General features: G+C 65.7%; 24 protein-coding genes, 1 tRNA gene and 1 pseudogene. 14 read left to right on the top strand and 12 right to left on the bottom strand.

Translation table 11 applies throughout. The features are described 5' to 3' along the window. A pseudogene (locus AC5QAB_RS20040) lies at positions 1-193 on the top strand (IS110 family transposase); the annotation flags it as partial. Positions 194-264: 71 nt separating this feature from the next. Here the strand turns inward: AC5QAB_RS20040 and AC5QAB_RS20035 are convergent. The 3 genes from AC5QAB_RS20035 to AC5QAB_RS20025 form a co-directional block, all read right to left on the bottom strand. After that, entirely contained in the window at positions 265-1269 is a 1005-nt protein-coding gene (locus tag AC5QAB_RS20035; protein WP_049407845.1) for a restriction endonuclease, read from the bottom strand. A gap of 236 nt (positions 1270-1505) precedes the next feature. Then, positions 1506-1997, bottom strand: a complete 492-nt coding sequence (locus tag AC5QAB_RS20030) for a phasin family protein (protein ID WP_032961659.1) — start codon at positions 1995-1997, stop codon at positions 1506-1508. A gap of 80 nt (positions 1998-2077) precedes the next feature. After that, the gene (locus tag AC5QAB_RS20025; RefSeq protein ID WP_005417302.1) at positions 2078-2353 is read right to left on the bottom strand and encodes a polyhydroxyalkanoic acid system family protein; all 276 of its coding nucleotides are present in this window, start codon (positions 2351-2353) and stop codon (positions 2078-2080) included. A gap of 125 nt (positions 2354-2478) precedes the next feature. On the opposite strand from AC5QAB_RS20025, the gene AC5QAB_RS20020 reads away from it, so the two are divergent. The 4 genes from AC5QAB_RS20020 (at position 2479) to aroA (ending at position 7542) form a co-directional block, all read left to right on the top strand. Then, positions 2479-3285: an FHA domain-containing protein gene (locus AC5QAB_RS20020; RefSeq protein ID WP_049407843.1), complete on the top strand. Its 807-nt coding sequence runs from the start codon at positions 2479-2481 to the stop codon at positions 3283-3285. A gap of 536 nt (positions 3286-3821) precedes the next feature. Next, positions 3822-4907 (top strand): 3-phosphoserine/phosphohydroxythreonine transaminase, encoded by a 1086-nt coding sequence (serC, locus tag AC5QAB_RS20015; RefSeq protein ID WP_014647617.1) that lies wholly within the window; start codon positions 3822-3824, stop codon positions 4905-4907. 51 nt (positions 4908-4958) lie between these two features. Next, a complete protein-coding gene (gene pheA / locus AC5QAB_RS20010; protein ID WP_014647616.1) occupies positions 4959-6158 on the top strand; it encodes a prephenate dehydratase in 1200 nt (399 codons plus the stop codon). A 76-nt stretch (positions 6159-6234) separates the two neighbouring features. After that, positions 6235-7542, top strand: coding sequence for a 3-phosphoshikimate 1-carboxyvinyltransferase (gene aroA / locus AC5QAB_RS20005; RefSeq protein WP_495233584.1), 1308 nt, complete (start codon positions 6235-6237; stop codon positions 7540-7542). A gap of 224 nt (positions 7543-7766) precedes the next feature. Here the strand turns inward: aroA and AC5QAB_RS20000 are convergent, their stop codons facing one another. Together AC5QAB_RS20000 and AC5QAB_RS19995 are read right to left on the bottom strand one after the other, a co-directional pair. After that, positions 7767-8339 carry an energy transducer TonB gene (locus AC5QAB_RS20000; RefSeq protein ID WP_074724829.1) on the bottom strand — a complete coding sequence of 191 codons (573 nt, stop codon included), beginning with the start codon at positions 8337-8339 and terminating at the stop codon, positions 7767-7769. Positions 8340-8458: 119 nt separating this feature from the next. After that, positions 8459-9097, bottom strand: coding sequence for an energy transducer TonB (locus tag AC5QAB_RS19995; protein ID WP_074724828.1), 639 nt, complete (start codon positions 9095-9097; stop codon positions 8459-8461). A gap of 113 nt (positions 9098-9210) precedes the next feature. Here AC5QAB_RS19995 and serS point away from each other — a divergent pair, with 113 nt between their 5' ends. After that, positions 9211-10491: a serine--tRNA ligase gene (gene serS, locus AC5QAB_RS19990; protein ID WP_495233583.1), complete on the top strand. Its 1281-nt coding sequence runs from the start codon at positions 9211-9213 to the stop codon at positions 10489-10491. 141 nt (positions 10492-10632) lie between these two features. Here the strand turns inward: serS and AC5QAB_RS19985 are convergent, their stop codons facing one another. Together AC5QAB_RS19985 and AC5QAB_RS19980 are read right to left on the bottom strand one after the other, a co-directional pair. Further along, positions 10633-10983, bottom strand: a complete 351-nt coding sequence (locus AC5QAB_RS19985; RefSeq protein WP_414615041.1) for an SH3 domain-containing protein — start codon at positions 10981-10983, stop codon at positions 10633-10635. Between the two features lie 222 nt (positions 10984-11205). Beyond that, positions 11206-11793, bottom strand: a complete 588-nt coding sequence (locus tag AC5QAB_RS19980) for an FMN-dependent NADH-azoreductase (RefSeq protein WP_014647610.1) — start codon at positions 11791-11793, stop codon at positions 11206-11208. A 127-nt stretch (positions 11794-11920) separates the two neighbouring features. Between AC5QAB_RS19980 and AC5QAB_RS19975 the strand changes: the two genes are divergently transcribed. Next, on the top strand, positions 11921-12913 hold the full coding sequence (locus tag AC5QAB_RS19975; RefSeq protein ID WP_005410175.1) for a LysR family transcriptional regulator: 993 nt from the start codon (positions 11921-11923) through the stop codon (positions 12911-12913). A 55-nt stretch (positions 12914-12968) separates the two neighbouring features. Here the strand turns inward: AC5QAB_RS19975 and AC5QAB_RS19970 are convergent, their stop codons facing one another. Then, positions 12969-14042 carry a DUF4241 domain-containing protein gene (locus tag AC5QAB_RS19970; RefSeq protein WP_495233582.1) on the bottom strand — a complete coding sequence of 358 codons (1074 nt, stop codon included), beginning with the start codon at positions 14040-14042 and terminating at the stop codon, positions 12969-12971. 124 nt (positions 14043-14166) lie between these two features. On the opposite strand from AC5QAB_RS19970, the gene AC5QAB_RS19965 reads away from it, so the two are divergent. Further along, a tRNA-Ser gene (locus AC5QAB_RS19965) sits at positions 14167-14256 on the top strand. A gap of 646 nt (positions 14257-14902) precedes the next feature. Here the strand turns inward: AC5QAB_RS19965 and AC5QAB_RS19960 are convergent. Next, the gene (locus tag AC5QAB_RS19960; protein ID WP_495233585.1) at positions 14903-17656 is read right to left on the bottom strand and encodes a UvrD-helicase domain-containing protein; all 2754 of its coding nucleotides are present in this window, start codon (positions 17654-17656) and stop codon (positions 14903-14905) included. Positions 17657-17844: 188 nt separating this feature from the next. Between AC5QAB_RS19960 and AC5QAB_RS19955 the strand changes: the two genes are divergently transcribed. Continuing rightward, entirely contained in the window at positions 17845-18054 is a 210-nt protein-coding gene (locus AC5QAB_RS19955; RefSeq protein ID WP_101766421.1) for a hypothetical protein, read from the top strand. A gap of 53 nt (positions 18055-18107) precedes the next feature. Here AC5QAB_RS19955 and AC5QAB_RS19950 read toward each other — a convergent pair whose 3' ends face one another. Both AC5QAB_RS19950 and acuI read right to left on the bottom strand, forming a co-directional pair. Further along, complete coding sequence (locus tag AC5QAB_RS19950) at positions 18108-18422, bottom strand: hypothetical protein (RefSeq protein ID WP_246864215.1); 315 nt, start codon at positions 18420-18422, stop codon at positions 18108-18110. A 174-nt stretch (positions 18423-18596) separates the two neighbouring features. After that, a complete protein-coding gene (acuI, locus tag AC5QAB_RS19945; protein ID WP_262217584.1) occupies positions 18597-19586 on the bottom strand; it encodes an acrylyl-CoA reductase (NADPH) in 990 nt (329 codons plus the stop codon). A gap of 101 nt (positions 19587-19687) precedes the next feature. Here acuI and AC5QAB_RS19940 point away from each other — a divergent pair, with 101 nt between their 5' ends. Then, positions 19688-20041, top strand: a complete 354-nt coding sequence (locus tag AC5QAB_RS19940) for a winged helix-turn-helix transcriptional regulator (protein WP_049442490.1) — start codon at positions 19688-19690, stop codon at positions 20039-20041. 54 nt (positions 20042-20095) lie between these two features. Here AC5QAB_RS19940 and AC5QAB_RS19935 read toward each other — a convergent pair whose 3' ends face one another. Then, positions 20096-20545: a DUF3592 domain-containing protein gene (locus tag AC5QAB_RS19935; protein ID WP_049415020.1), complete on the bottom strand. Its 450-nt coding sequence runs from the start codon at positions 20543-20545 to the stop codon at positions 20096-20098. Positions 20546-21177: 632 nt separating this feature from the next. On the opposite strand from AC5QAB_RS19935, the gene AC5QAB_RS19930 reads away from it, so the two are divergent. The 4 genes from AC5QAB_RS19930 (at position 21178) to AC5QAB_RS19915 (ending at position 24881) form a co-directional block, all read left to right on the top strand. Next, positions 21178-21585, top strand: coding sequence for a hypothetical protein (locus AC5QAB_RS19930; protein WP_049419600.1), 408 nt, complete (start codon positions 21178-21180; stop codon positions 21583-21585). 76 nt (positions 21586-21661) lie between these two features. Further along, complete coding sequence (locus tag AC5QAB_RS19925; protein ID WP_041863587.1) at positions 21662-22525, top strand: Smlt3025 familytype IV secretion system inhibitor; 864 nt, start codon at positions 21662-21664, stop codon at positions 22523-22525. A 24-nt stretch (positions 22526-22549) separates the two neighbouring features. Then, the gene (locus AC5QAB_RS19920) at positions 22550-23875 is read left to right on the top strand and encodes a Smlt3024 family type IV secretion system effector (protein ID WP_014647604.1); all 1326 of its coding nucleotides are present in this window, start codon (positions 22550-22552) and stop codon (positions 23873-23875) included. A 139-nt stretch (positions 23876-24014) separates the two neighbouring features. Continuing rightward, positions 24015-24881 carry a Smlt3025 familytype IV secretion system inhibitor gene (locus AC5QAB_RS19915; RefSeq protein WP_495233581.1) on the top strand — a complete coding sequence of 289 codons (867 nt, stop codon included), beginning with the start codon at positions 24015-24017 and terminating at the stop codon, positions 24879-24881. The last annotated feature ends 2 nt before the right edge of the window (positions 24882-24883 follow it).

Genomic DNA, 24883 nt, shown 5'->3' with positions numbered 1-24883 from the left:
GGTGGTACGCGAAGCCCTTTACATGGCGGCCCTGACGGCCATCCGGTACGAGCCAAGACTGCGCACGTTTTACGCTGGCCTGAAGGCCAAAGGCAAAGCGAGCAAGGTGGCGCTCGTGGCGGTCATGCGCAAAATGCTGGTGATCCTAAACGCCCGTAAGCGGGACGCCGAGGTGGCCCTCGGCTGCCCCTGACAAGACAGTTGCTACCAAGGGGTCGCGCATCGGGGTTCAGTAAATCCACGCCACGCGTGGATGCAGCCCCATCAGTACGTGGCGCACTGCCGCCAGCGCACCGGCTCATCCACGCCGGGGCGGGCGTTGAGCTGGATGCGCACGTTGCGCAGGGCGGGGTAGTGCAGCACTTCCTCGCAGACCTGCGGCCAGACCTTTTCCAGCTCGCCGGTGCGGTTGATCGCCAGCGTCTGCCGGGTCAGCCAGACCCCGCTGGCGATGCCGGGCTTGCCGGCCAGGGCACGGGCCAGATCGGCCTGGAAGCGCTCCAGCGTGGCGGCATCGGGGTCGGGATTGCTGCGCGCGTCGGTCGCGGGGGCGACGGCAGGCGTGGGAGCGGGGGCGGCCGCAGGGACTGCTTCGATCGGGGCGGGTGCGGCTGAAGGCGCGGCCGAAGGCGTCGCCACCACCGGTGCCGCAGCAACCGGCGCGGCCTCGTCCACATGCAGGCCCTGCAGACCCAGGCCGACAAGCAGCCCCAGCGTGGCCGCACCCAGTGCGGCAATGGCAATGCGGCGCAGCGCTTCGTGCCGGGCGCTGGCGCGCACGCGCGCTTCGATATCGGCAGGGAGGTAGGGCTGCAGCAACGGCCACAGGCGCGGCCCGTCCAGCACTTCAACCGCCTGCTTCTCGGCGGCGCCACGGCCGTCGCGCTCGATACGGCCTTCGGTCAGCAGTACGCCACCCTTGGCGCCGGCCAGGCGCGCGGCCGCACCCAGTTCGTTCACTGCGGCGGTGCCGATGCGGTAGGCCAGGCCGTGCTTGCACGACACCAGCCATTGATTGGGGCCATCGCTGAGCAGGAAGTCGCTGCTCGGCTCGCGGGCATCTTCGGCCGGATCGACCAGCTCGCGCAGGCCACGCTGCTCGCGCAGCATGCGCTTGACGAGTACCGAAAATTCGCGCCAGTGCATGCCTGCCAGGGCCTGCAGGCCGAGTTGCATCTCCTTCTGCCGCCGCTTGATCCACCACAGATAGACAACGGCCAGGGAACAGGTAAGCAGGGCCGACAGCAGGGCCAGGATCCAGGGGAGCATGCAGGAGTAGGGCGGAAGGGGCGAAAGCGGAGAGCGACAGTGTAAAGGTCGCGGTGCCCGGCTGGGTCAGGATGTTCCTGACAGGAAGCGTGATGGAGCGCGCAGATCGGTATACGGCGGACACGAAAAACCCGCCAATCCTGAAGCCGTGAGGGGAGGGAACAAACGGCAGCCGAAGCGATTGGCGGGTTGCTCGCGATTGTCAATCAAAATTTATTGCATTGCAACAATTGCGCTCAGGGAATGCTGTCCGGCGATTGATGGCTGCCCGGGGCGGGGGCATCTGCACCCGAAGCTGCCCGGTTTTCCAGCCTGGCCAGGCGCGCGTGCAGGGCATCGATGCGGGCTTCCAGCGCGGTCACCTCGTCGGCAGTGGGTACATGCAGGCGCTTGAGCACGCCCTGTACCTGGTCATCAAAGGCCTTCTCGACCTTGTTCCAGGTGCCGGAGGCCTTCTCGCGGGCCTCGTCCAGTGAGGTTTCGACGTTGTCACGCCAGCCCGGGCCCTGTTCGCCGCTGCGTTCACGGCGGCGGGCTTCCCAGGCTTCGCCTTCCTTCACCAGGCCGTCGAAGAAGCGGCTGCCCTCGGCCTGCGCGCGCCCCAGCGCACCCAGCCCGGCCAGCCAGACCTGTTGCGCCGAATCGCTGAGCTTGCGCGAGAAGCGCTCGGCCTGGTCACCGAAAGAGGCGTCGTCGTTGCGGCGGTCGTCGTTCTCGTAGTGGTTCATCGCACTTCCCGTGGGAGTTGGGCCTGCCCCGAGAGTAGCGCGCGGTGGCGTTGCACGGCCGTGATGGCCGCCGCCAGGATTCAGCCCAGCTTTTCCTTCAGCACGCGCTGGATCTCGCCTTCGACCATGCCCTTCATCGCCGACAGCAGGAAACCGAGCTTGGCGGTCACGCGCACGGCGCCCGGCTGCAGTTCGATCGCACCGTCCACACCGCTGCCGGAGAAGTTCAGGACGTCGGCGGTCCAGGACGACTTCAGGCCGAAGCGCTCGGACAGCTTGGCAGCGACCTGTTCGATCGCGGCGCGCGCCTGTGCGTCGGGCAGGGCGTGGGCGTGGCGGACATCGATGGTGGACATGCAGGCTCCTGGCGCAGGGCGGGAATGATCAAAGAGGGCGAGCATTGTGCGCATCAAGGGCCGCCGCGCCAAGCACTCATCGTGGGTTCTTCTTCGTTGGCGACCAACCTGCTAGGCTGCGCCGCGTGCAGAACCTGCTAGTTCACTTCAGTCAGCAACAACAGCCCGACCAGCCCCTGCGGCCCGGGGTGCAGCGCATCGTGCGCCAGGCCAACGGCAGCGTGCGGCTCGGTGATGCCGGCCACGGCGCCCTGCTGCTGGCCCAGTTCTGCATGGACGATCGCGGCCTCTGGCTGCAGGTCGGCAATGGCATCCGCGGCATCCACGTCAATGGTCGACCGGTGCGCCGGATGGCCCTGCTGCGCGCGGGCGATGCGGTATACGTGGATGGCGTGGAGATGGTGCTGCAGGGCGAAGTCGAGAGCCTGCTGCAGGCGCCTGCGCCGAAGAACGAGGATGGAAGCGACGAGCAGCAACGACTGCTGCGCGGTGTCGGCGGCCTGCACCATGGCCGCAGTTTCACCCTGTCGCGGGCCCGCCTGATCGGCCGCGGCAACGAGGCCGACATCGCCATCGATGACCCGGCCTTCGCCGAACAGCATGCCCGCGTGGAAGTGCACGGCGAGCGCGTGCTGCTGCGCGACCTCGGCAGCGCCGACGGTACCCGGGTCAACGGCGTGGCCGTGCGCCACTGCTGGCTGCAGGCCGGCGACCAGGTCGTGTTCGATGGCCAGCACCGGTTCGTGCTGGAAGTGCCGCACGATCCGCGCCGGCGGCCGCTGCCCGCCGAGGACGACGCCAGCCACGAGGCCGAGCAGGCGCCGGTGCTGCCGGCCGCGCCGCGCAGGGTCCGGCGCTGGCCGTGGCTGCTGGTGAGTGCGCTGCTGCTGGCCGCACTGCTCAGCCTGCTGCTCTGGTTCGGCGCGCGCTGATCTGAATCCGCTGGGTCCGCGCGCTGGTGGTGCCGACCTTGATCGGCACGCTCCGTCGGCGGGCTTGACGCCTGGTAGCACACGGCTTTGGTAGGTGCCGACCTTGGTCGGCACGCTCCGTCGGCGGGCTTGACGCCTGGCAGCACACGGCTTTGGTAGGTGCCGACCTTGGTCGGCACGCTTCGTCGGCGGGCATGACGCCTGACGGCGTACGCCGACCAAGGTCGGCGACTACCGGGGCTTTGCTGCTGATCTGAATCCGCTGGGTCCGCGCCCTGGTGGGTGCCGACCTTGATCGGCACGCTCCGTCGGCGGGCTTGACGCCTGGCAGCACACGGCTTTGGTAGGTGCCGACCTTGGTCGGCACGCTTTTTCGGCGGGCATGACGCCTGACGGCGTACGCCGACCAAGGTCGGCGACTACCAGCGCCACGCCGGCGGCGAATGGATTCCAATGAAACCAAATTTCCCTTGCCGCACTAGGCCGCAAGGCTGGTGCACTGCGGCATACTAGGGGTCTTGCCCCACAGGTGTGACATGACGCGCGCGTTCAACTTCAGTGCCGGCCCTGCGACCTTGCCGGAATCGGTCCTGCGCCAGGCGCAGGCGGAAATGCTGGACTGGCACGGTAGTGGTGCCTCGATCGTGGAAATGAGCCATCGCGGCGCGGAATTCATGTCCGTGGCCGCCGAGGCCGAGGCCGACCTGCGCCGCCTGCTCGATATCCCCGACGACTACGCGGTGCTGTTCCTGTCCGGTGGTGCCACCACCCAGCAGGCGCTGATCCCGCTCAACTTCGCCAGCCCCGGCCAGCGCGCCGACTACGTGGTCAGTGGCCATTGGGGAAAGACTGCGGTCAAGCAGGCCGGCGTCTACGTCGACGTCAACATTGCCGCCAGCAGCGAGCCCGACGGCTACCGCACGCTGCCGCCCCGCGCCGACTGGCAGCTCTCGCCCGACGCCGCCTATGTGCACATCACCGCCAACGAGACCATCCACGGCGTCGAGTTCCGTGATGTGCCGGATACCGGCGATGTGCCGCTGGTGGCGGACTTCAGCTCGTCCATCGCCAGCGAGCCGCTGGATGTACGCCGCTACGGTGTGATCTATGCCGGCGCGCAGAAGAACCTGGGCCCGGTCGGCATCGCAGTAATGATCGTCCGCCGCGATCTGCTCGAGCGCACTGGCCAGCCGCGCGCGGACATCTTCGATTACCGCTCGCATGTCGCCCGCGATTCGATGCTCAACACCCCGCCGACCTGGAACTGGTACCTGGCCGGCCTGGTGTTCAAGTGGATGCTGGCCGAAGGCGGCGTGGCCGAATTCGCCAGGCGCAATGCCGCCAAGGCGGCACTGGTGTACGGCGCCATCGATGGCTCCGGCGGCTTCTACCGCAACGAGGTCGCGCATGCGGCACGCTCGCGGATGAACATCCCGTTCTTCCTGCCCGATGCCGGGCTTGATGCCCGCTTCGTCGCCGAAGCGAAGGCTGCCGGCCTGCTGGCGCTGAAGGGACACAAGGTGGTCGGGGGCATCCGTGCCTCGCTGTACAACGCCATGCCGCTGGCCGGGGCCGAGGCGCTGGTCGCCTTCATGGCCGATTTCCAGCAGCGTCACGGCTGAGCAATGAACGGCGCGCACCGTCGGGTGCGGGTCCCGCAACAAGGAATTCCGATGGCAAGCAGCAAATCCAGCAAGAAGGCGCCGAAGAAGGCCGAACCGGCCAAGGACAGCGCGCCCAGCAAGGCGAAGGGCAAGGCCAAGGCCGCCTCGAACCCGGCACCCACCCTGGCACCGCTGGCGCTGGCCGATGTGCGATCGAAGATCGACCAGATCGACCGTGACATCCAGAGCCTGATCGCCGAGCGCGCGCGCTTCGCCCACCAGGTCGGCAAGGCCAAGGGCAAGCTGGCCGCCGCTGTCGACTACTACCGCCCCGAGCGCGAAGCGCAGGTGCTACGCATGGTGGTGGACCGCAATGAAGGCCCGCTCAGCGACGAGCTGCTGGTGCATGTCTATCGCGAGATCATGTCGGCCTGCCTGGCCCAGCAGGAGCCGCTGAAGATCGGCTACCTCGGCCCGGAAGGCACCTTCAGCCAGCAGGCCGTGCTCAAGCACTTCGGCCGCTCCGCGCTGGGCCTGCCGATGGCCAGCATCGAGGAAGTGTTCCAGGAAGTGGAAGCGGGCAACGCCGATTTCGGCGTGGTGCCGGTGGAGAATTCGGGACAGGGCACCATCCAGATCACCCTGGACATGTTCCTGACCTCCAACCTGAAGATCTGTGGCGAAGTGGAACTGCGCGTGCAGCAGTTCCTGATGTCGCGCAGCGGCCGCATCGAGGACATCGAGCGCATCTACGCGCATCCGCAGTCGTTCATGCAGACCTCGGCGTGGCTGCGCGCCAACCTGCCGAAGGCCGAGAAGATTCCGGTCTCGAGCAATGCCGAGGGTGCGCGTCGCGCGCGCAACGCCGACGACGCAGCGGCCATCGGCGGCGAGAGTGCCGGCCACGTATACGGCCTGAAGAAGGTGGTCACCAAGCCGATCCAGAATGATGCCGACAACACCACCCGCTTCCTGGTGGTGGGCCGCAACATCTTCCCGACCTCCGGCCACGACCGCACCTCGGTGCTGGTGTTCATCCATGACAAGCCCGGTGCGCTGTTCGATGTGCTCAGCCCGTTCGCCCGCCACGGCATCAGCATGAACCGCATCGAGTCGCGGCCGTCGCACCACGGAAAATGGGAATACGGCTTCTTCATCGACCTGGCCGGCCACATCGACGACGCGCCGATGCAGGCGGCGCTGGCCGAGCTGGAAGCGCACTCGGCGCAGATCAAGGTGCTGGGCTCCTACCCGGTGGCCGTGCCCTGAGTGCTGCTGTGGCGGCCCTGGCCGCCGCTCCCTGATGCATCGCCGGCGCTGCCGGCGTTTACGGAACGATCGAACGATGAGCAACGCGCAACACTGGATCGCCCGCAAGGGCCAGCCGCTGCAGGGCAGCCTGACCATTCCCGGCGACAAGTCGGTCTCGCACCGCTCGGTGATGTTCGCCGCGCTGGCCGATGGCACTTCGCATATCGAAGGCTTCCTGGAAGGCGAGGACACCCGCGCCACCGCGCGCATCTTCAGCCAGCTGGGTGTGCGCATCGAAACCCCCAGCCCGTCGCAGCGCATCGTGCATGGCGTCGGTATCGACGGCCTGAAAGCACCGGAGGCACCGCTGGACTGCGGCAATGCCGGCACCGGCATGCGCCTGCTGGCCGGCCTGCTGGCGGGCCAGGCGTTCGACTGCACGCTGATCGGCGATGAGTCGCTGTCCGGCCGCCCGATGCGCCGTGTCACCGGCCCGCTGTCGCAGATGGGCGCAAGGATCGATACCCAGGACGACGGCACGCCGCCGCTGCACGTGCATGGCGGCCAGACGCTGCATGGCATCGACTTCGCCTCGCCGGTGGCCAGCGCACAGATCAAGTCGGCCGTGCTGCTGGCCGGCCTGTACGCGCAGGGCGAAACCCGCGTGGTGGAACCCCACCCGACCCGCGACTACACCGAACGCATGCTGTCCGCGTTCGGCGTGGACATCGAATTCTCGCCGGGCAAGGCGCGCCTGCGGGGCGGCCAGCGCCTGCGCGCCACGGACATCGTAGTGCCGGCCGATTTTTCCTCGGCGGCGTTCTACCTGGTCGCCGCCAGCATCATTCCCGGCTCCGAGCTGCGCCTGAAGCAGGTCGGCCTGAACCCGCGTCGCACCGGCCTGCTGCACGCGCTGCGCCTGATGGGGGCGGATATCACCGAAGAGAATCCGGCCGAGCAGGGCGGTGAGCCGGTGGCCGATCTGGTGGTGCGCTACGCTCCGCTGAAGGGCGCGCGTATTCCCGAAGCACTGGTGCCGGACATGATCGACGAGTTCCCGGCGCTGTTCGTGGCCGCCGCCGCCGCCGAAGGCCAGACCGTGGTGAGCGGTGCTGCCGAACTGCGGGTGAAGGAATCCGATCGTCTTGCGGCGATGGCCACTGGCCTGCGCGCGCTGGGCATGCAGGTGGACGAGACCGAGGATGGCGCCACCCTCCATGGCGGGGCTCGGCTGGGGAGTGGCACCATCGAAAGCCACGGCGACCATCGCATCGCCATGGCATTCGCCATTGCCGGCCAGATCAGCGACGGCGAAGTGCGCATCAACGACATCGCCAACGTCGCCACGTCCTTCCCGGACTTCGATGGCCTGGCGCGCAGAGCCGGCTTCAACCTGGCCTGATCGGCGGATCGCGTTTTCCGGTAGGTGCCAACCCTGGTTGGCACGCTCATATCGCCCGGTAGGTGCCAACCCTGGTTGGCACGCTCACATCGCCCGGTAGGTGCCAACCCTGGTTGGCACGCTCACATCGCCCGGCAGGTGCCAACCTTGGTTGGCACGCCTCTCCAGATAAAAGGACGGAGGCCGAAGCCTCCGTCTAAACATCACGAACCCCTCGTCCGCGATCAACGCTGTTCGGTACGGAAATCCACCGGGACCCGCACCACACTGGCCACTGCACGGCCCTCATGCATCGCCGGCTGGAACTTCCAGTTCTGCACGGCGCTCAACACCGCGCGATCCAGGTCACGGCTGCGCTCGCCGGTGCGCGAAACGATCGCTGCACGGGTGACCTGGCCGCGGGTATCGACATTCAGGCTGGCGATCACGCTGCCCTGGACGCCATTGCGCAGTGCGGCGGCGGGATAGGTCGGCTTGATGTTGCCCGCCAGCGGACGTGCCTCGCGATTGCGCACGGCAGGAGCGGGGTGGCGCGGGTCGCTGGCCGGCGCGGCCTGGCGGGCGGCGGGCGCCTGCGTGTCGGCCACCGGCGCCTGTTCGGGGGCGGGCAGCATGCGCTCGCCGACCGGTGCAGGTGCCACGTCTTCCGGGTTCGCGTGACGCAGCCAGAGCAGGGCGGCGGCAAACATCGCCACGATCAGCGCGATCCACATCCAGGGCGACGTGGACCTGTGCTGCGGGCCGGATTCCTGCTGCAGCTGCGGCGAGTGAAGGTCTTCGTGGGTGGTGGCGGTCATCGCAAACTCCTTCCGTCAATGGACGACGGGCAGAGTGTTGCGCGGGGCGGCGGCGACAAGTGTCAGCGTTGCGTCAACGTCACCGGCAGGGTTCAGTTTGCCTGCCGGGAAACGTTCAGTTACTGGGTCTTGAAGTCGAACGGCACTTCAATGCTGCCCGGTACGGGCTGGCCGTTGCTCTGCGCCGGGGTGAAGCGCCAGCGCCGCACGGCATCGGTCGCGGCGCGGTCGAGCTCGCGTGAGCCGCTGCGCTGGATCACGGTGGCATTGTTCGGATAGCCGGTGGCATCCACGTCCACGCGTACCACCACGCTGCCCGTCTCGCCCGCGCGCAGGGCGGCGGCCGGGTAGGTCGGCGGCGGCGACTGGCCGGCAATCGGCATCGGCTGGCTGTTGCCGGTGGTGGCTGGCGCAGGGGTCGGCGCGGCCGGGGCCGGTTCAGCGATGGGCGCCGGCGGCGGCGGGGCGGTTTCGACCAGCTTCGGGGCGTCTTCCTCCACCGGGGCCGGCTTGGCATCAGGCATGTCGCTGGAACCGGCAGCCGCCGCCAGCGGTTCGGGCAGCGGCTCGACCTGCGCGGTCTCCTGCGGGGTCTGCGCGGCCGGGTCGGCGCGGAAGAACTCCTTGTCGCGACCGGTCAACCACACCAGTACGAACAGCAGCACGCCCACGCCGAAGGCGATGCCGGCGATCTTCAGGGCGTTGCGCGGGATATGCACAGTGAACGACTTGGAGGACGACGAGCGAGGTGCAGACATGGACCGGACCAGTACGGAATGGCTCGATTCTGCCACGGCGGGAATGAACCGGGCGGCAGAAATCCGTATAACAGGCGATAATCCCGTTCCTGACACCCACCACGACACCTGCCATGCTTGATCCAGCCCTGCTCCGCCACCAGCCCGCCGACCTCGCTGAACGCCTGCGCACCAGCCGCGGCTTCGAGCTCGACGTGTCTGCCCTGGAGGCCCTGGAGGCGGATCGCAAGCGCATCCAGGTGCGGACCCAGGAACTGCAGAGCCTGCGCAACAGCCGCTCCAAGGCCATCGGCCAAGCCAAGGCCAAGGGCGAGGACGTCTCGGCGATCATGGCCGAGGTCGCTGCCTTCGCCGACGAGTTGAAGGCCTCGGAAGTGGCGCTGGACGAGCTGCGCGAGAAGATCGAAGCGATCTCGATGGGCATTCCGAACCTGCCGGCCGATGACGTGCCGGCCGGTGCCGACGAGAACGACAACGTCGAGCAGGCGCGCTGGGGTACCCCGCGCCAGTTCGATTTCAAGGTGCTCGACCACGTCGAACTGGGCGCCCGCAACGGCTGGCTGGACGGCGAGACCGCGGCCAAGCTGTCCGGTTCGCGCTTCACCGTCCTGCGCGGCCCGATCGCGCGCCTGCACCGCGCCCTGGCCCAGTTCATGGTCGACCTGCACACCGGCGAGCACGGCTACGAGGAAACCAATGTGCCGCTGCTGGTCAACGCCGATTCGCTGCGCGGCACCAGCCAGCTGCCGAAATTCGAGGACGATCTGTTCAAGACCGCCGTGGGCGACTCCACGCGGTACCTGATCCCGACTTCGGAAGTGCCGCTGACCAACATCGTGCGCGACGAGATCGTGGACGCCGAGCGCCTGCCGCTGCGCATGACCGCGCACTCGATGTGCTTCCGTGCCGAGGCCGGCAGTGGTGGCCGCGACGTGCGCGGCATGATCCGCCAGCACCAGTTCGAGAAGGTCGAGCTGGTCTCGATCAGCCGCCCGGAAGACAGCGACGCCGAACACCAGCGCATGACCCGGTGCGCCGAAGTGGTGCTGGAAAAGCTGGGCCTGCCGTACCGCAAGGTGCTGCTGTGCACCGGTGACATGGGCTTCTCGGCAGTGAAGACCTACGACCTGGAAGTCTGGCTGCCGTCGCAGCAAACCTACCGCGAGATTTCCTCGTGCTCGAACTGTGGCGATTTCCAGGCCCGCCGCATGCAGGCGCGCTGGCGCAACCCGGCCACCGGCAAGCCGGAGCTGGTGCACACGCTGAACGGCTCGGGCGTGGCCGTTGGCCGCGCGATGATCGCAGTGATGGAGAACTACCAGAATGCCGACGGCAGCATCACCGTGCCGGAAGCCCTGCGCCCGTACATGGGCGGCCTGGAAACCATCGCCTGATTCCCTGACCGGGTAGGTGGCATGCTTGCATGGCACCGCATCCACGCATGGCGTGGATCTACTGGAGGATGTTGCACGCGCCCGGCATGAATTCGCCGATGCCACAGTAGATCCACGCCATGCGTGGATGAACCACCGTGATCACTCCACAGCGCGCAGCTTCTCCAGCGGTACCCATCCCGGTTCGCCGGTCTCCGGCACGCACCACGCCCAGCCATTGAGCGTGCGCATCCCGCGCAGCACCTGCCCTGGATCCACATCCAGCTCCCGCGCGCAGTAATCTTGCGTGGCAAACGCGCCACCCTGCGCATCGCGACCGATCACCGGCGCCGGCACGAAACCGGGCTGCTGCCCCTCGGCCTCGCACAGGAACCAGTCGTCCCAGCCCTCCGGGCCTTCATAGCGTTCGCCCACCACCAGCGCCTGGCCGCGGCGCAGGATGATCGGATGCGGAAATTCGCTGCGGTGCGCAGCCGTCACGATGTAATCCATCGCCCCAGCCTAACGTTCTGGTGAGCGCCGCGCATGGCACGGAATCCACGCACGCGTGCAGTAGATCCACGCCATGCGTGGATGGCGCAGACCCCAGGCCGGACGCCACAAAAAAACGGCCCCGCAAAGCGGGGCCGCCAGGGTGGGCCGGGAGGGGGAGGGGATCCCGGCCCGCGTTCAGCGCCCAGACGAGGAGAGAGGGGCGCCGAACGTTGGAACGCGTTACGCAGCGACGGCTTCGGCCGCTTCGTGCGACGGCAGCGCCGCCAGCGCACCGGCGATGGCGTCTTCACGGTGCTGCGGCGAGTAGGCGATGCCCTCGGCGCGCACGAACTCGACTTCGTTGATGCCCATGAAGGCGAACACCTGACGCAGGAACGGCTCCTGGAAGTCGGCCGGCGAGTCGGTATAGATGCCGCCACGGCTGCTGGCGATGATCACCCGCTTGCCACCGGCCAGGCCCACCGGGCCGTTCTCGGTGTACTTGAAGGTGCGGCCGGCCACGGCCACGCGGTCGATCCAGGCCTTCAACGTGGACGGGATGCTGAAGTTGTACATCGGCGCGCCGATCACCACGATGTCGGCCTCCAGGAACTGCTGCATCACCTGTTCAGCATCGGTCGCTTCAGCGGCGTCGGTCTTGGCCAGCGAGCTGCTGCGCAGGTGCGGTACCGGATTGGCGTCAAGATCGCGATAATCGACCTGCAGGCCGTCGATCTGGCTGGCGAGGCGGGCGACCACGGCGGCCGACAGCTGGCGCGAGACGGAGTTGTCGCCAAGCACGCTGGCGTCGAGATGCAGAAGCTTCATGGCAGTCACCTATGTTCTGGGAGGAAGGAGCGGGGTGGCCCCGCCGACGGAGAGAACGATAGGTTGTTGCAAAGGCGGAATAAAGGTGATTGAATGCCACGTATTGTTCTAGATATGGAACTCGGGCATGCATGACCTGAATGACCTGTACTACTTCGCGATGGTGGTCGACCACGGCGGATTTGCCGCCGCCGAGCGGGCGCTGGGTATTCCCAAGTCGCGACTGAGCCGCCGCATCAGCCAGCTGGAAACCGACCTGGGCGTGCGCCTGCTGCAGCGCTCCACGCGCCGTTTCGCGGTCACCGATGTCGGCACCAGCGTGCACCGCCATGCGCAGACGATGCTGGCCGAAGCGCAGGCCGCACGCGAAGTGGTGGACCGCCTCAGCGCCGAACCGCGCGGCGTGGTGCGCGCCAGCGTGCCGGTGTCACTGGCGCAGATGCAGCTGCCCAAGCTGCTGCCCAAGTTCCTTGAGCAGTATCCGAAGGTGCGGTTGCAGCTGAACATCAGCAACCGCCGCGTGGACATCATCAACGAAGGCTACGACGTGGCCCTGCGCGTGCGTTCGCGCCTGGACGACGACGGCAGCCTGGTGATGCGTAGCTTCGGCCAGGTGCAGGAACTGCTGGTGGCCAGCCCGAAGTACCTGGACCGCGCCGGCCGCCCCAAGGACCCGGAAGAGCTGACCCAGCACGTGACCCTCAGCATCAGCGAAGACGAAGCCCGCCAGCGCTGGGAACTGCATGGCCCGGAAGGCGAAGTGCGCCGGGTCGACCTGCAGCCCCGCGTGGCCGGCTTCGACTTCCCGCTGCTGCAGAGCATGGTGAAGGACGGTTTCGGCATCACCATGCTGCCGGAAACCGTGTGCGCCGACGCCGTGCGTAATGGCGAGCTGGAAGTGGTGCTGCCGGACTGGTCGCTGCCGCAGGGCGTGTGCCACGCCGTGTTCGCCTCGCGCCGCGGCCTGCTGCCGGCGGTGCGCGTGTTCATCGACTTCCTGGCCGAGCACCTGCCGCCGCAGCTGGAGGCCTCGCGCCTGGATTGCGGTGGCGCCTGTGAAAAGGCCAAGGAGCGGATCAAGGCCAGTGCACTGGGTGCGCTGGCGGTGGATGCCGGCTGAGAAGGCGGGTAGGTAGCGCCGGGCCATGCCCGGCGTTGCTGTATTCCGGCGCCGATCAGTTCCGGCCGAACAGCCGGTCCCAGAAACTACGGCGTCGCGGTGCGGCCGGTGGCGGTCCGGCTGCAACGACGGGCGCTTCCAGCACCGCCATCAGCTCCGCGCTGCGCGGCTTCTTCAGGAATCGCGCATAGTCCAGATAGCTGGTCACCTTGCTCATGTGCAGGCGTTCGGGCATTGCCGGCAATGCGCCGCCCTGCAACAGCACCCGCAATGCCTGCGGACGATCCAGGCGGATCGCCTCGTACAGGGCGGTGCCGCCACAGCCCGGTTCGATCAGGTTGGCGCGCTGCGGCGCATCCTCCAACAGGGTTTGCAATGCCTCCGCGTCGTCTCGTTCTACTGCAGCCACCAGCCGCGCCAGCGCCTCGGCTTCCGCAGCTGGCAGGTTGTCGCGATAGGCCTGGTCGGCAATCTCGCGCTCGTCGCGCCCATCGCCGCCCTGGATGCAAAGGAAATCGGTGACCAGGGCGACCGGAATGCCGGACGTATCCAGCGCCCAGTAGCTGGGATAGACACCGTCGCCCCAGCCGCTGGTGAACACCACCAGGCCATGCGGCGAGTCCTTCCCCCAGGGGCGGTACTCGGCGCCTTCATCCAGGCCATCGTGGTCGATCAGTGCATCCGACCATTCACTCTCTTCGTCGCCATCGGCCTGTTCGATCAGGGCCAGCAGCGCCTGCTGGGTGTCGGTGTCCATGAAGCAACCGATGCCGGCGTCGACCGGGTAGCCGATGAAGCTGTCCTCATCCAGTCCGGTCAGGTCCTGCGTGGTCCAGCGCGCCATCTGCCAGTGCAGGGCGGTCGCGGTGAGAGCTTCGCGTGGCTTGAACCAGACCACGGCCAACGCCGGGCGGCCGCTGTGCACGATGATCTCGACCGGATGCCGGCCCAGCGGGGCGGTGTAGTCGGCCAGCGCAGGCGCCTCGGCCTGCACCAGCGGATCGCAGACCACCACGTGCCCGCTGCTGACCGGCAGGTGCCCGGCGAAGGTGCGGTGCAGGGCCACAGCGGCCAGCTGGGTGTCGTCCAGCAGGCAGGTGCGCAGGTTGGCCAGATCGAGATGGGCCATGGCGGCTCCGAGTGCGGTGAAGGCCCCCACCGTGCCGGATGCGGAGGGCAGGGGCAAGGTGGTCTTGGGCAAATGCCCTTCACGTGCGAGAATACGGCGCTGCCCGGGCGACCGGGACCCGATTGGAGAGATGGCCGAGCGGTTTAAGGCACCGGTCTTGAAAACCGGCGAAGGGTTAAACCTTCCGTGGGTTCGAATCCCACTCTCTCCGCCAAGAAGTTCAGAAGAGCCCCTGGAAGCAGGGGCTTTTCTGTTTCCACGGCCCTTGCTGGCCAGCCATCCGGCAACCAAGGTCAGGTGAACGAATGAACCGGTGCATTCCTCTGACCCAACAGGGAATTGCTTCATTCAAGGACGTAATCGTTGCAGGTGCACAAGCGCTGACGTTGGCGCCGGGCAATTTGAATGTGCCAGACACCCGCGCTAGGCTTCGGATGCCCAAGGAGGGCGACCAACGGAGTCATGGCATGAAGATTGGATTCAAGCTTTCTGTTGCTGTTGCGGCCTGTGCGTTGACCTTTGGAATCAGCAGCGCCACGGCGAAAGCCCCTGACCCATGTTCCGTCTGCGAGGTCCAATACGTTGCGTGCGAGGCGTCAGGTACAAACTTGAGTATCTGTACCCGCAACTATATGCAATGCCTGCGTCTGAACGGCTGCATTATCCCGTAGCAGGGCGCGGCGGGGACGTGTGGGGACCTTGCGATACCCTGCAACCTTGCCACCCTCCAGACAAAAGCCTCGGTCCTGCCGGGGCTTTTTCGCTTCCGGAAACGCCATGGCGCGCATCGTGCCGGGGGCGAAACCGAGACGGTGCCTATGTGCCCTGATGCAGGCAGGCATATGTGGAGGGAGCGGCATTCAGCCCCGACGCCCACCTGTTGGCTTGTTGTGGCACAACGGGTAACTCGAGCACGACCGGAAAGCCCCATGTGGCCCATTCCGGTCCACGAATACGCCCACCTTGCACACCGGGCAGCGCTCATCGTGGATGGCCGCGCCTGAAATCGCGGTTACTTCCACTGCCCCGTCCTTCACCAGCTCATCCAGGAATGGCGAGTGCTTGCCCTGCAGGGTGAACATCGCGACCGACCGTCGCGCACGCGTCAGCGCGACATAGAACAGGCGCCGTTCTTCGCTCAGCGGATAGGTATCGCCGTCCGGCATTGCCAGCGAAAGCACCGGGTCATCCGCGCGCAGGCTCGGGAAGCTGCGGTTGATCATGCCCGGCAGGATCACGTAGTCCGCCTCGCGCCCCTTCGATCGATGTGCGGTAAGGAACTCGACGTCCATCGTGCTGCCGAAGGCCGTCTTCCAATCCGAAGGCATCGCACCGCGATCCGCGCGATACCGCCCCAGAACAAAGACCGTCACGCGCCCGGTGCGGCCCTGCGGCACCGCACCTGACAACAGTTGCTGGTGCAGCTTCGCAAGGTACTGGCGAACGCCATCCTGCACCTCCTCGCGCCGGTTCATCTGGAACGCCTGCAGCACCGGGCGCATTGCCGGCGCAGCAGAGCGAACTTCCTTGGCGATCTGCGCGGGGTTGCGGCTGATGAAGCGGCTGGACACATCACACAGTGCCTGTGGGCAGCGGAACGTCTGCTCCAGTTTCAGCACCTGGCCATGGCCCATCCATTCGCGGAATCCAGTCATCACCGCAACGTCGGCGCCAGCGAAGCGATTGATCGATTGCCAGTCATCGCCCACCGCAAACAGATGGCGGCCCGGTTGGCTGACCAGGGCACGGCAGAGGCGCGCGCGGGCGCGCGATGCGTCCTGGAATTCGTCGGCCATCACCAGTTCGTAGGGCGATTCATAGTGGCCCTGTTCCAGCAGCCCGGCCGCCATGTTGAGCATGTCCTCGAAATCGATGCTGCGCTCGTCAGCCAGTGCGTTGTCCCAGGCCTGGAAAACCGGCCCGGCGATCTCCAGGAAGCGCCGGTAGCGTTCCTTGAACTGATCCTCGGGCATCTGCCGCAGGCGCGCCGCCATATCGTCCAGTGTCAGGCAGTTGCTCTTGGCATGGGCAATGAAGGTGCGCATCAGGCCAATCAGGTCTGCGTCCGGCATCGGCTTGGCGCCTTGATCAGGCAGCTCGCGGTCCGGGTTCGGGTCGAGCTCGACATCAGACGCGCCAAGCCGCTCGGCAAGATGCTGCAGGGCCTGTCCACTGCGCAGGCCAAACGACGTCGTCTCGACCAGGGCGGTGCCGCGCGCCACATGCTGCTGGCGCTTCCAGTGCATCCCTTCGCTGTAGTTGGCAAAGTGCTTCGGCGGCTGGCCATCGGCATCCAGCGCGAAGTGCTCGTGATACAGCCGGGCGTCCGGGTAGTAGAAGTCCGGACGATACTGGCGGTGGGTGTCTGTCGCGGTATCGAACTCGTAGCGCCGCTCGTAGTCGTAGGCCACGCCGTTGTAGAACAGCCAGTCGGCGATGACGCACTCTTCCAGGCTCTTCACCCGCTCACCCTGCAGGGTACGCATGTAGGGCGTGCCATCGCGGTCGTAGCCATCGGCCATCATGTCGGCACCGAACGGCGGAAGGTCGCGCCCGAACACCAGGCGGAACATGTCCCACTGGGTGCGGAAGTGGGTCGAGCGGTCCTTCAGGTCGTCCACCAGTTCGGCCAGCTTGTTGAAGCCCAGCGTCGCGTCGACCGCCCATTCCGGGATATCGGGCTTGCGCCCTGTGGCTTTGGCGATGATGGACAGGCCGAGGGCGTGGAAAGTCCGGGCCTCAACCACGGTATCGCCCATGCCGAGCCGGTCGAAGCATCGCTGTGCGCGCGCTTCCAGCTCCTTGGCGGCGTCCTTGTTGAAGGCGAGCATCACGATCCGTTCGGGTTCGACAAAGCCACGATCGATGGCATAAGCGGCCTTGGCGACCATCGTGGAGGTCTTGCCAGAGCCGGCCGCGGCCACGACCTGCACCCGGTTGTCGAAGCAGATGACGGCACGGGCCTGTTCCTCGGTCAGCGGTTTGCTCTCGACCCGGTCCAGGAAGTCCTTGGCCAGCACCCGCTCACGCGTTGCCATGGTCGCGTTGGCCTCGGCCCAGGTGGCGGGCCAGTCCAACTGCCAGTCGTGCAGGGCATCCAGCGCAGCACGATGGCTGTGCGAATGCAGGTCGCCATGCACGCTTTCATCAAGGAACAGTTGCTCCAGCTCCGCCGGCTGCAGCGGCAGGGAGGAACGTTCGGCCAGCAGCGCCTGCTGCTGTTCGTGGGTGATCCAGCGGCGGCCGGCACGGCCGCGATCGATGAGGGCGTCCGCGGCGCTCAACCACGCCTGGATCTGCGCCAGGATCGTGTCAAACAGAGCCTTGCGCCCGCGTGTGGTGCGCGCAAAGCGCACCTGCTGCAGCGCCGCCGCAAGCCGGGACGCCTGCGCGTTGGCAAGCCCGTCCACCGACAGCCTCAGTGCGCCTTCTGTCTTCAGCTCGACCCGCGACCAGAAAAGCCCTGGAATGACCTGCACGCTGTGATCGTCATCCAAGCGTTGCCGGTATTGCTGACCGGCGACGTTCAGCTCGATGCTTTCGCCATCCAGCCGCAGCCACCAGTGTGGCGAACGAGTCACACGTTGGCCCCAGATCGAGGGGCGCCATTCCATAGACATCCAGGTACTGCCTTGCAAGCGTCAACCGGGCATGTAGAGCCCCTAAGCCCGCATGATAAGGGGCCTTGACGTTGCATGTGGCCTTTCACACGCGGGCGGGGTGAGTGCGGGAGCCGTCCATTGCTGCCCACCCAATTGCCTGGCGCATGGCATCATGGAGCGTCTGGATCCAGGAGCTGGCCATGGATATCGACTGGGACCGCGTGGGAACCTTGAAGCACATCGGTGGTGGCTACGATATCCGGACGGATCCATTGAGGATCCTGGTGACCACCGCGAAGCAAGGGCACGAGGGCGAAGTTTCCGACATGCTGATCGTGATGGATGATGGCACCGTCATTCCGCCGGATGGGATCCTGCGTTTGGCACGGGCGCCGGGCCGGATCCCTTAGGCGTTCGGAAACCGGCAGCGCCAGCGGCAGTTGCTGAATCAGCAGTTGCTGAATCACTCGTAGGCACGATCCCGCTTTGCAGGGGGGACTTCAACCGCGTCGCCACGCCGGATCAGCTCATCCAGATCCACCGCCGATGCCGCCAGTGCATCCTGTGCGTCGAAATCCCACCTGTTCCTGTAGTCCCGCGCCAGCAGGTCGCAGACCGCTTTTGCGCGCTGGTAGGCATCGTCTTTTCCCTCGGCCTGCTGCAACTCATCGCGATGGATCTGGCACAGCATGAGCTGGTGCGCGTCCTCGGCGCGCTGGCGCTCCCAGTCGATGTCGGGCAGGCCCGAAAGTGCGGCGGCAAGCGCGAATGCGGTCATTGGCATGTCGGGAGTCCAGCGGCGGTGGGAGCCTGAGCGTATGCGACCGGCGATGGCCGAAGACCACTGCCGCGCCGCATGTTTCACGGCAGGTTCACCATTCGCTGCAGCATGGAAGGCGCGTTGCAGCCCTCCATCTACACCCATCCATCGAGCCCCGTTGCGGTCATCCGCTCAGGCATTTACATCCACAACGATGCGGCCGCGCACCTGACCGGGGATGATCTTCTCGTACACGTCCAGCACGTCCGCAAGCCCGATCAGCTGCACCGTGCTTTCCAGCTTCTGCGGGTCCAGGTCGGTAGCGAGGCGATCCCACGCGCGCTGGCGAACGTCCTGCGGCGCGTTCACCGAATCCAAGCCCGCAAGGGTCACGTTGCGCAGGATGAAGGGCAGCACCGAGCCGTGCAGCGCGTCGCTCTGCGCCAGGCCGCACGCGGCTACGGCACCGCGGTACTTGGTCTCGGCGATCGCGTTGACGAGGGTAGGGCCGCCGGCCACATCCACCACGCCGGCCCAGCGTTCGGCGCTCACCGGCCGGTCGCGCGGTTCCGAAAGCTGCGCGCGGTCGATGATTTCGCTCGCACCCAGGTTGTGCAGATACTCAGCATGCTCCGGGCGCCCGGTAGCGGCCACCACGCGATAGCCCAGCTTTGAAAGGATCGCCACCGCGATCGAGCCGACACCGCCGTTGGCGCCGGTCACCAGCACATCGCCCTTGTCGGGCGTCACGCCAGCATGTTCCAGGGCCAGTACGCACAGCATGGCGGTATAGCCAGCGGTGCCGATGGCCATGGCGTCGCGGGTGCTCAGGTTGCCGGGAATCCGGTTGAGCCATTCACCCCGCACGCGGGCGCGCTGTGCCAGGCCGCCGTGGTGGCCCATGCTCAGGTCCCAGCCATTGAGCACAACGCGGTCGCCTGGCTTGAAGTCGGCCCTGCTGGATTCCAGCACCACGCCTGCCAGATCGACGCCGGGAATGAGCGGGAACGTCCGGATGACCGGACTCTTGCCGGTGAGGGCAAGCGCATCCTTGTAGTTGAGCGTGGAGTACTCGACCTGCACCAGGACGTCACCGTCCATCAGGTTGGCTTCATCGAAATCGACCAGTTCGGTCGAAACCTGGTTGTTCGTCTTGCGGGCGAGCAGTGCTTTGAACGTCATGGAGGGGCTCACATTCACCGGATGAGGCCATGCTAGGCTCGCGCCTCTATCGCAACAAGAACGATGATTTCCCGTAGGTACTATGGTTTTCCGGAGTATGCATGCGTAGCAAGCGTTGGGATGGCAAGAGCGGTTGTGCCGTGGAAGTCACGCTGTCGGTGATCGGCGGCGTGTGGAAGCCGATCATTCTTTTTCACCTGATGACGGGCAAGCGGCGTTTCATGGAACTGACGCGGCGGGTGCCCAACGCCACCCAGTCCATGCTGACCAGCCAACTGCGTGAGCTGGAAGCCGACGGCGTGGTGATCCGCCACGTGTACCCGGAAGTGCCGCCGAAGGTGGAATACGAGCTGTCCGAGTTCGGACGCACGCTGGTGCCGGTGCTGCTGGCCATGCGCGAGTGGGGTGAAACCTATCGTGGCCATGGAAGCACGGAAGACGATTGCCAGCGTTGAAGACACTTTTGGTCCTGCGCGAGCGCATTCTGGATGCGCTCGCGCCTGGATGGGTCAGGCCGGCTGCGCTTTCCGGCCCTGCACCACCCGGGTGGCCAGCAGCGCCAGGGTGACCAGCCCGGAGGCGATGGCCAGCCACAACAACAGCAGGGAGTTGTCCGTTTCGCCAACGGCCATCGCCACGGACGGGTCTTTGGCGTTGTAGCGGATATCAATCTCTTCCGCCTCGTCGGTGGCACGCATCCGATTGCCAAGGTCGTTGGAGACCGCGATCTTCTCGACGCGTGATTGGCCGTCTTCGGTTTCGAACTCGACATTCAGGACGAAGTTGCTCTTTCTTCCCCTTTTCTCATCCCAATGCACTTCGGTGACGAGGCCCACCGCATCGCGCCCCTCGGCACCGTCAGTGAGGGCATGACGGTGATGGTCGTTGTAGGCGGCCACGGAAAGTGCGACCGCCACGCCAGCAGCAACAAGAATGTTGCGCCAGGAAGTGAATTCCATAATGAGCTCCTGATCCATTGAGGTCGGCGACTATAGTCTTCACCTCGCGGATCTCGTACGGAAATGGCCTGGCGCAGAAATTTCGTTGTGATCAGATCGCGCTCGAATGTGCCTGTGGGCTCCTCCATGCAAGCGTTCCCGGTGTGTATCCAGCGCGGAACGTCTGTGCTGGAGCTGAAGGCGGAGGCCGTGCGTATTGCGACTTTCTGCGCGATCGCCATGGTCGGCGTGTCGCGTTCGGCTCGATGTGATCGTTGGGTAGTACGCGCAGGCAGGCGCGATGTATCAACGAAGCACGTCAGTCGGTGGACGGTTCGCCATCCCGTGACGCAACCAGCGTAGGAACGCGTCAGCGCGGACTTTTCCTACTTTGCTTCGGCGATGGAGTGCGCCCATCATCGCCGCGCCAAGGCACTCGCCCTGGCCGGGATTGGCGTCCCGAACTTACGTACCGCTACCGGTCGCGATTGCAGCCGAAGCTGCAACCGCGACAATGCACCGCCTACCGGCTCATGGTGGACGGTGCGTGGGGATCTTCCGATCCGCCGGCTTTAGCGGTACGTATCCGGCACGCCAACCCGCACCGTCCGCCACCTTGCATCTGCAGGTGGCCACATCGTGAGGTTGCCGTCATGCCCGAACGTCTTCCCGACCATCCCCGCCTGCACGCGCTGCTGGGTGCCGCTGTACTTGATCTTCCCGCTGCCTTGGCCGAAACGCTGGAGGACGCGCTCCGCGAATCAGCCGAGTTCGTCACCCCATCGGCATTCTTTGCACAACTGAAAGGCCACGGCAGGAACCTGCGCGCTGATGGCGAGGCCTGGAGTGAAATGTGCCTGAGCCCCGGCCGCGCCTTCGACATGGCCCTGGCGACCCGCAGCGTTTCGGGCATCACGGCGTTGACCGCGGTGCTGCATGCCGCGCATGTGGCACGGGAGAACGACGATCCTGCCTGCTGTCCCTCCGCCGCCGTGGTCGAAGGTCTGTTCAACGCCTGCCAGGCGCTGTCGCTGCAGGTGGAACGCTGCCTGGTGCCGTGAAGGGCTGCGACGCGGTTCCTGTTCCGTTGACGCCCGGTTCCCTATAGTGGCGCTGGAACCCTGCAATGGAATGCCCATGCACGTGATGTCCCCCGGCCGTTGCCTGACGCTTGCACTCGCCGTCGCAACGAGTGCCAGCGCGTGTGCACGGCCGCCGTCCACCGAACACGAAAGGAATCCCGCCATGTCCGGCGCACCCCAGACCGGCCGCACGATCAACGGCCACACCTATACCGATGCGCCCGTGGACGTGAAGCTCGGGCCGAACACTTTCCGCATTCCGGCCAACTACCTGGACAGCCAGATCGCACCGTGGCCCGGCGAGGGCGTGACGCTGGTCATCGAGTGGCCGGACATGAAGCCGACGCCGCCGGGTGCCCGGGCCAATCCGCGTACGAATGATTTCCGGAAGGAGATTGCTGTTCGTATCAACTACATCGATCGCATTCCAATTGAGACTTCGCTTTCAAGGCTTTCCTCAAATGAAGCCATCACGGAGGAGGGTTCTGTGGAAAGGGAGGATCCCAGGGACCGTCTCGATCAACGCGTTGCACAGCCGGAGACCTTGGGCCTGACGCCCTATGCAATCGATGAAGCGAAGATGGTGTTGTACGCGAAGAAGTACGAGGCCCGGTATGGGAAGCCGCCTGTCCGCAATCCGGCATTCGAGCGCGACTGGTATGTTGCACGGGACGGTGCTGGGGGACTGACAAGCTTCATCAAGTGCGATAGCGCAACGTTCCTGGGGGACGGAGTGCGCCTGACGCAGGACGAGGTCATTGATCTGGACGATCCTGTGGCTGCCGGATGCGTTCACTACTTTGTCGATATCTCTGACAGCCTATCCATCTCCCTGCATTACAAGAGAGCTTTCTTGAAAGACTGGAAACGCATGGAAGATGCTGTTCGCGATGTTCTTGCTGCAGCACGGACGCGCTAAACGACGAGGCTCAAGGAGAAAGCAATGAGCGGCCTGACCCAGAAGGACATCAGAATCCTCATCGATTATGCAGATGCCGGTAATCGTGAGCTGTACTGGAACTACCTGTCGCAACTGCCGGGTTCGGACGGCTACGGTACGCTGGCGCTAGGTGTGGTACGTAATGACAGTTTGCCTGGACGCGTGGCCAATGCCTACGCGCAAAGCCATGCCAGATCTCAGAATGACGAAGGTTCGCGCTTTCCAAATGCCGAGCTGAGCGAGCGCCAGTGGGAAGCATTCGGGCGGACACTGCTGCGGGAAGATCTGGAGCTTCGACAGGCGTGGATGGGAAACGGACGTGCGGATCTCGCGCTGAATCTGCCTGGCGCTGACGTCATGCTGGCTCATGACCGCGCTTTCGAGCAGCACAGACTGGACCCCAATTGCTGGACTCCTCGAGTGCTCCTGCAAGCCGCCTCGGACAAGAGCGGCCCCGAGAAGCTGGAACAGATCTGGACCAACATGCTCAACAATGACTACGCCGGGGGCCCGCGCGTAGGCAACACCAGCGTCGATGCCATCAGCCAGATGGGATGGGCGAAGGGCGGGCAGTACCTGACCCGGTTGAGCGTGCTGGAAGCTACCCAGGCATTGGAAGGACGCTCGGCGGTCGATCCGAACGTCATCGGTGGCAACAGCTACTACGCGATGTACTTCGAAGCGGACAGGAAGTGGGCCAGTGTCAGCGCGGGTGGCGGCCATATGTCGATGCGGGAGATCACTGACCCCGCCCGTATCGCCGAACTCAACGACGCGCGCGAGGTTCGTCTGGAACGGCAGGAAAAGCGAACCCAGTTCCACCCGGACGACCCGTACCGGACCATCACCCGCAGTCCGCTTACCGCAGCCGTGGACGACGTGCCGGATCCCGCGCAGGCCCCGACCCGTCTGGCCGACATTGGTCCTGGCCACCGTGAGTACGCCTTGATGCAGCAGGTGCGCGAAGGCGTGGCCGCGATCGATGCCAGCGCGGGACGTACCCATGATGAGAACAGCGAGCGCCTGGTGGCGAGCGTGATGGCCTTGGCGCGTCACAACCAGCTTGAACGTGCCGACCATGTCCTGCTGAGCGCGCAGACCGCCGATCATCCGGCCGGCCGCAACGTGTTCGTGGTGCAGGGCGAGTTGAATGATCCGGCGCATCTGCGGGCCTCCATGCCCACGGACCGGGCGGTGCAGACGCCGGTCGAGCAGTCACTGCAGGCCCTGCAGGCAGTGGGTGCGGAACGTGAACAGGCACACGCGCAGCGCCAGCAGCAGGAGGTCGATGCGCGGGCGCGCGACACCCCGGCCATGCGGATGGCCTGACCGGCCCCCCGGGTGAGCCGGTCACGGGCTCGGGTCTAAAGTGGTTTTCGCCTAGGCCTTTAAGCCTTGGGGCGCGGACCCTTCGTTCGCCTCCGCAGTTTTACCTATAATCGATTGGGAACTCTGCAATGGAATGCCCATGCACGTGATGTCCCCCGGCCGTTGCCTGACGCTTGCACTTGCCGTCGCGGTGAGTGCCGGCGCGTGTGCGCGGCCGCCGTCCACCGAACACGAAAGGAATCCCGCCATGTCCGGCGCAACGCAGACCGGCCGCACGATCAACGGCCACACCTATACCGATGCGCCCGTGGACGTGAAGCTCGGGCCGAACACTTTCCGCATTCCGGCCAACTACCTGGACAGCCAGATCGCACCGTGGCCGGGCGAGGGCGTGACGCTGGTCATCGAGTGGCCGAACATGACGCCGACGCCGCCGGGTGCCCGGGCGAATCCGCGTACGAATGATTTCCGGAAGGAAATTGCTGTGGCGATCGACTACATCGATCGTGCGCCAATCGAAACATCATTGGAGCGATTGTCCTCCAACCAGGCATCCACCGAGGAAGGATCCGTGGAGCGAGGGGATCCTCGGGATCGACTCGATCTGCGTATTGCGCGGCCCGACGTCATGGGACTGACGCCTTACGCCATCGATGAAACGAGGATGGGGATTTTCTCGAAGGAATACGAGGCACGCTATGGAAAACCGCCCACCCGTAATCCTGCCTATGAAGATGACTGGTACATCGCGCGCGCTCCCAACGGCAGCCTGACCACATTCATCAAATGCGAAAGCACGGCGTTTCGTGGGGATGGCGTTCGCCTGCAGGGCGATCAGGTCATCAGTGAGCAAGGGCAAGCCGCTGCGGGGTGCTTCCACTATTTCTCGGATGTGGAGAACAAGCTTTCCATCTCGCTGAACTACAAGCGGGCCTTCCTGGCGGACTGGAAGCGGATGGAAGATGCGGTGCGGGATCTTCTCGCGCGCTCCCGCGTCCGGCAGTGAGT

It is taken from the genome of Stenotrophomonas sp. YJH_SMC_127 (genome assembly GCF_059372445.1).
This window is presented reverse-complemented; position numbering and strand designations above follow the sequence as displayed.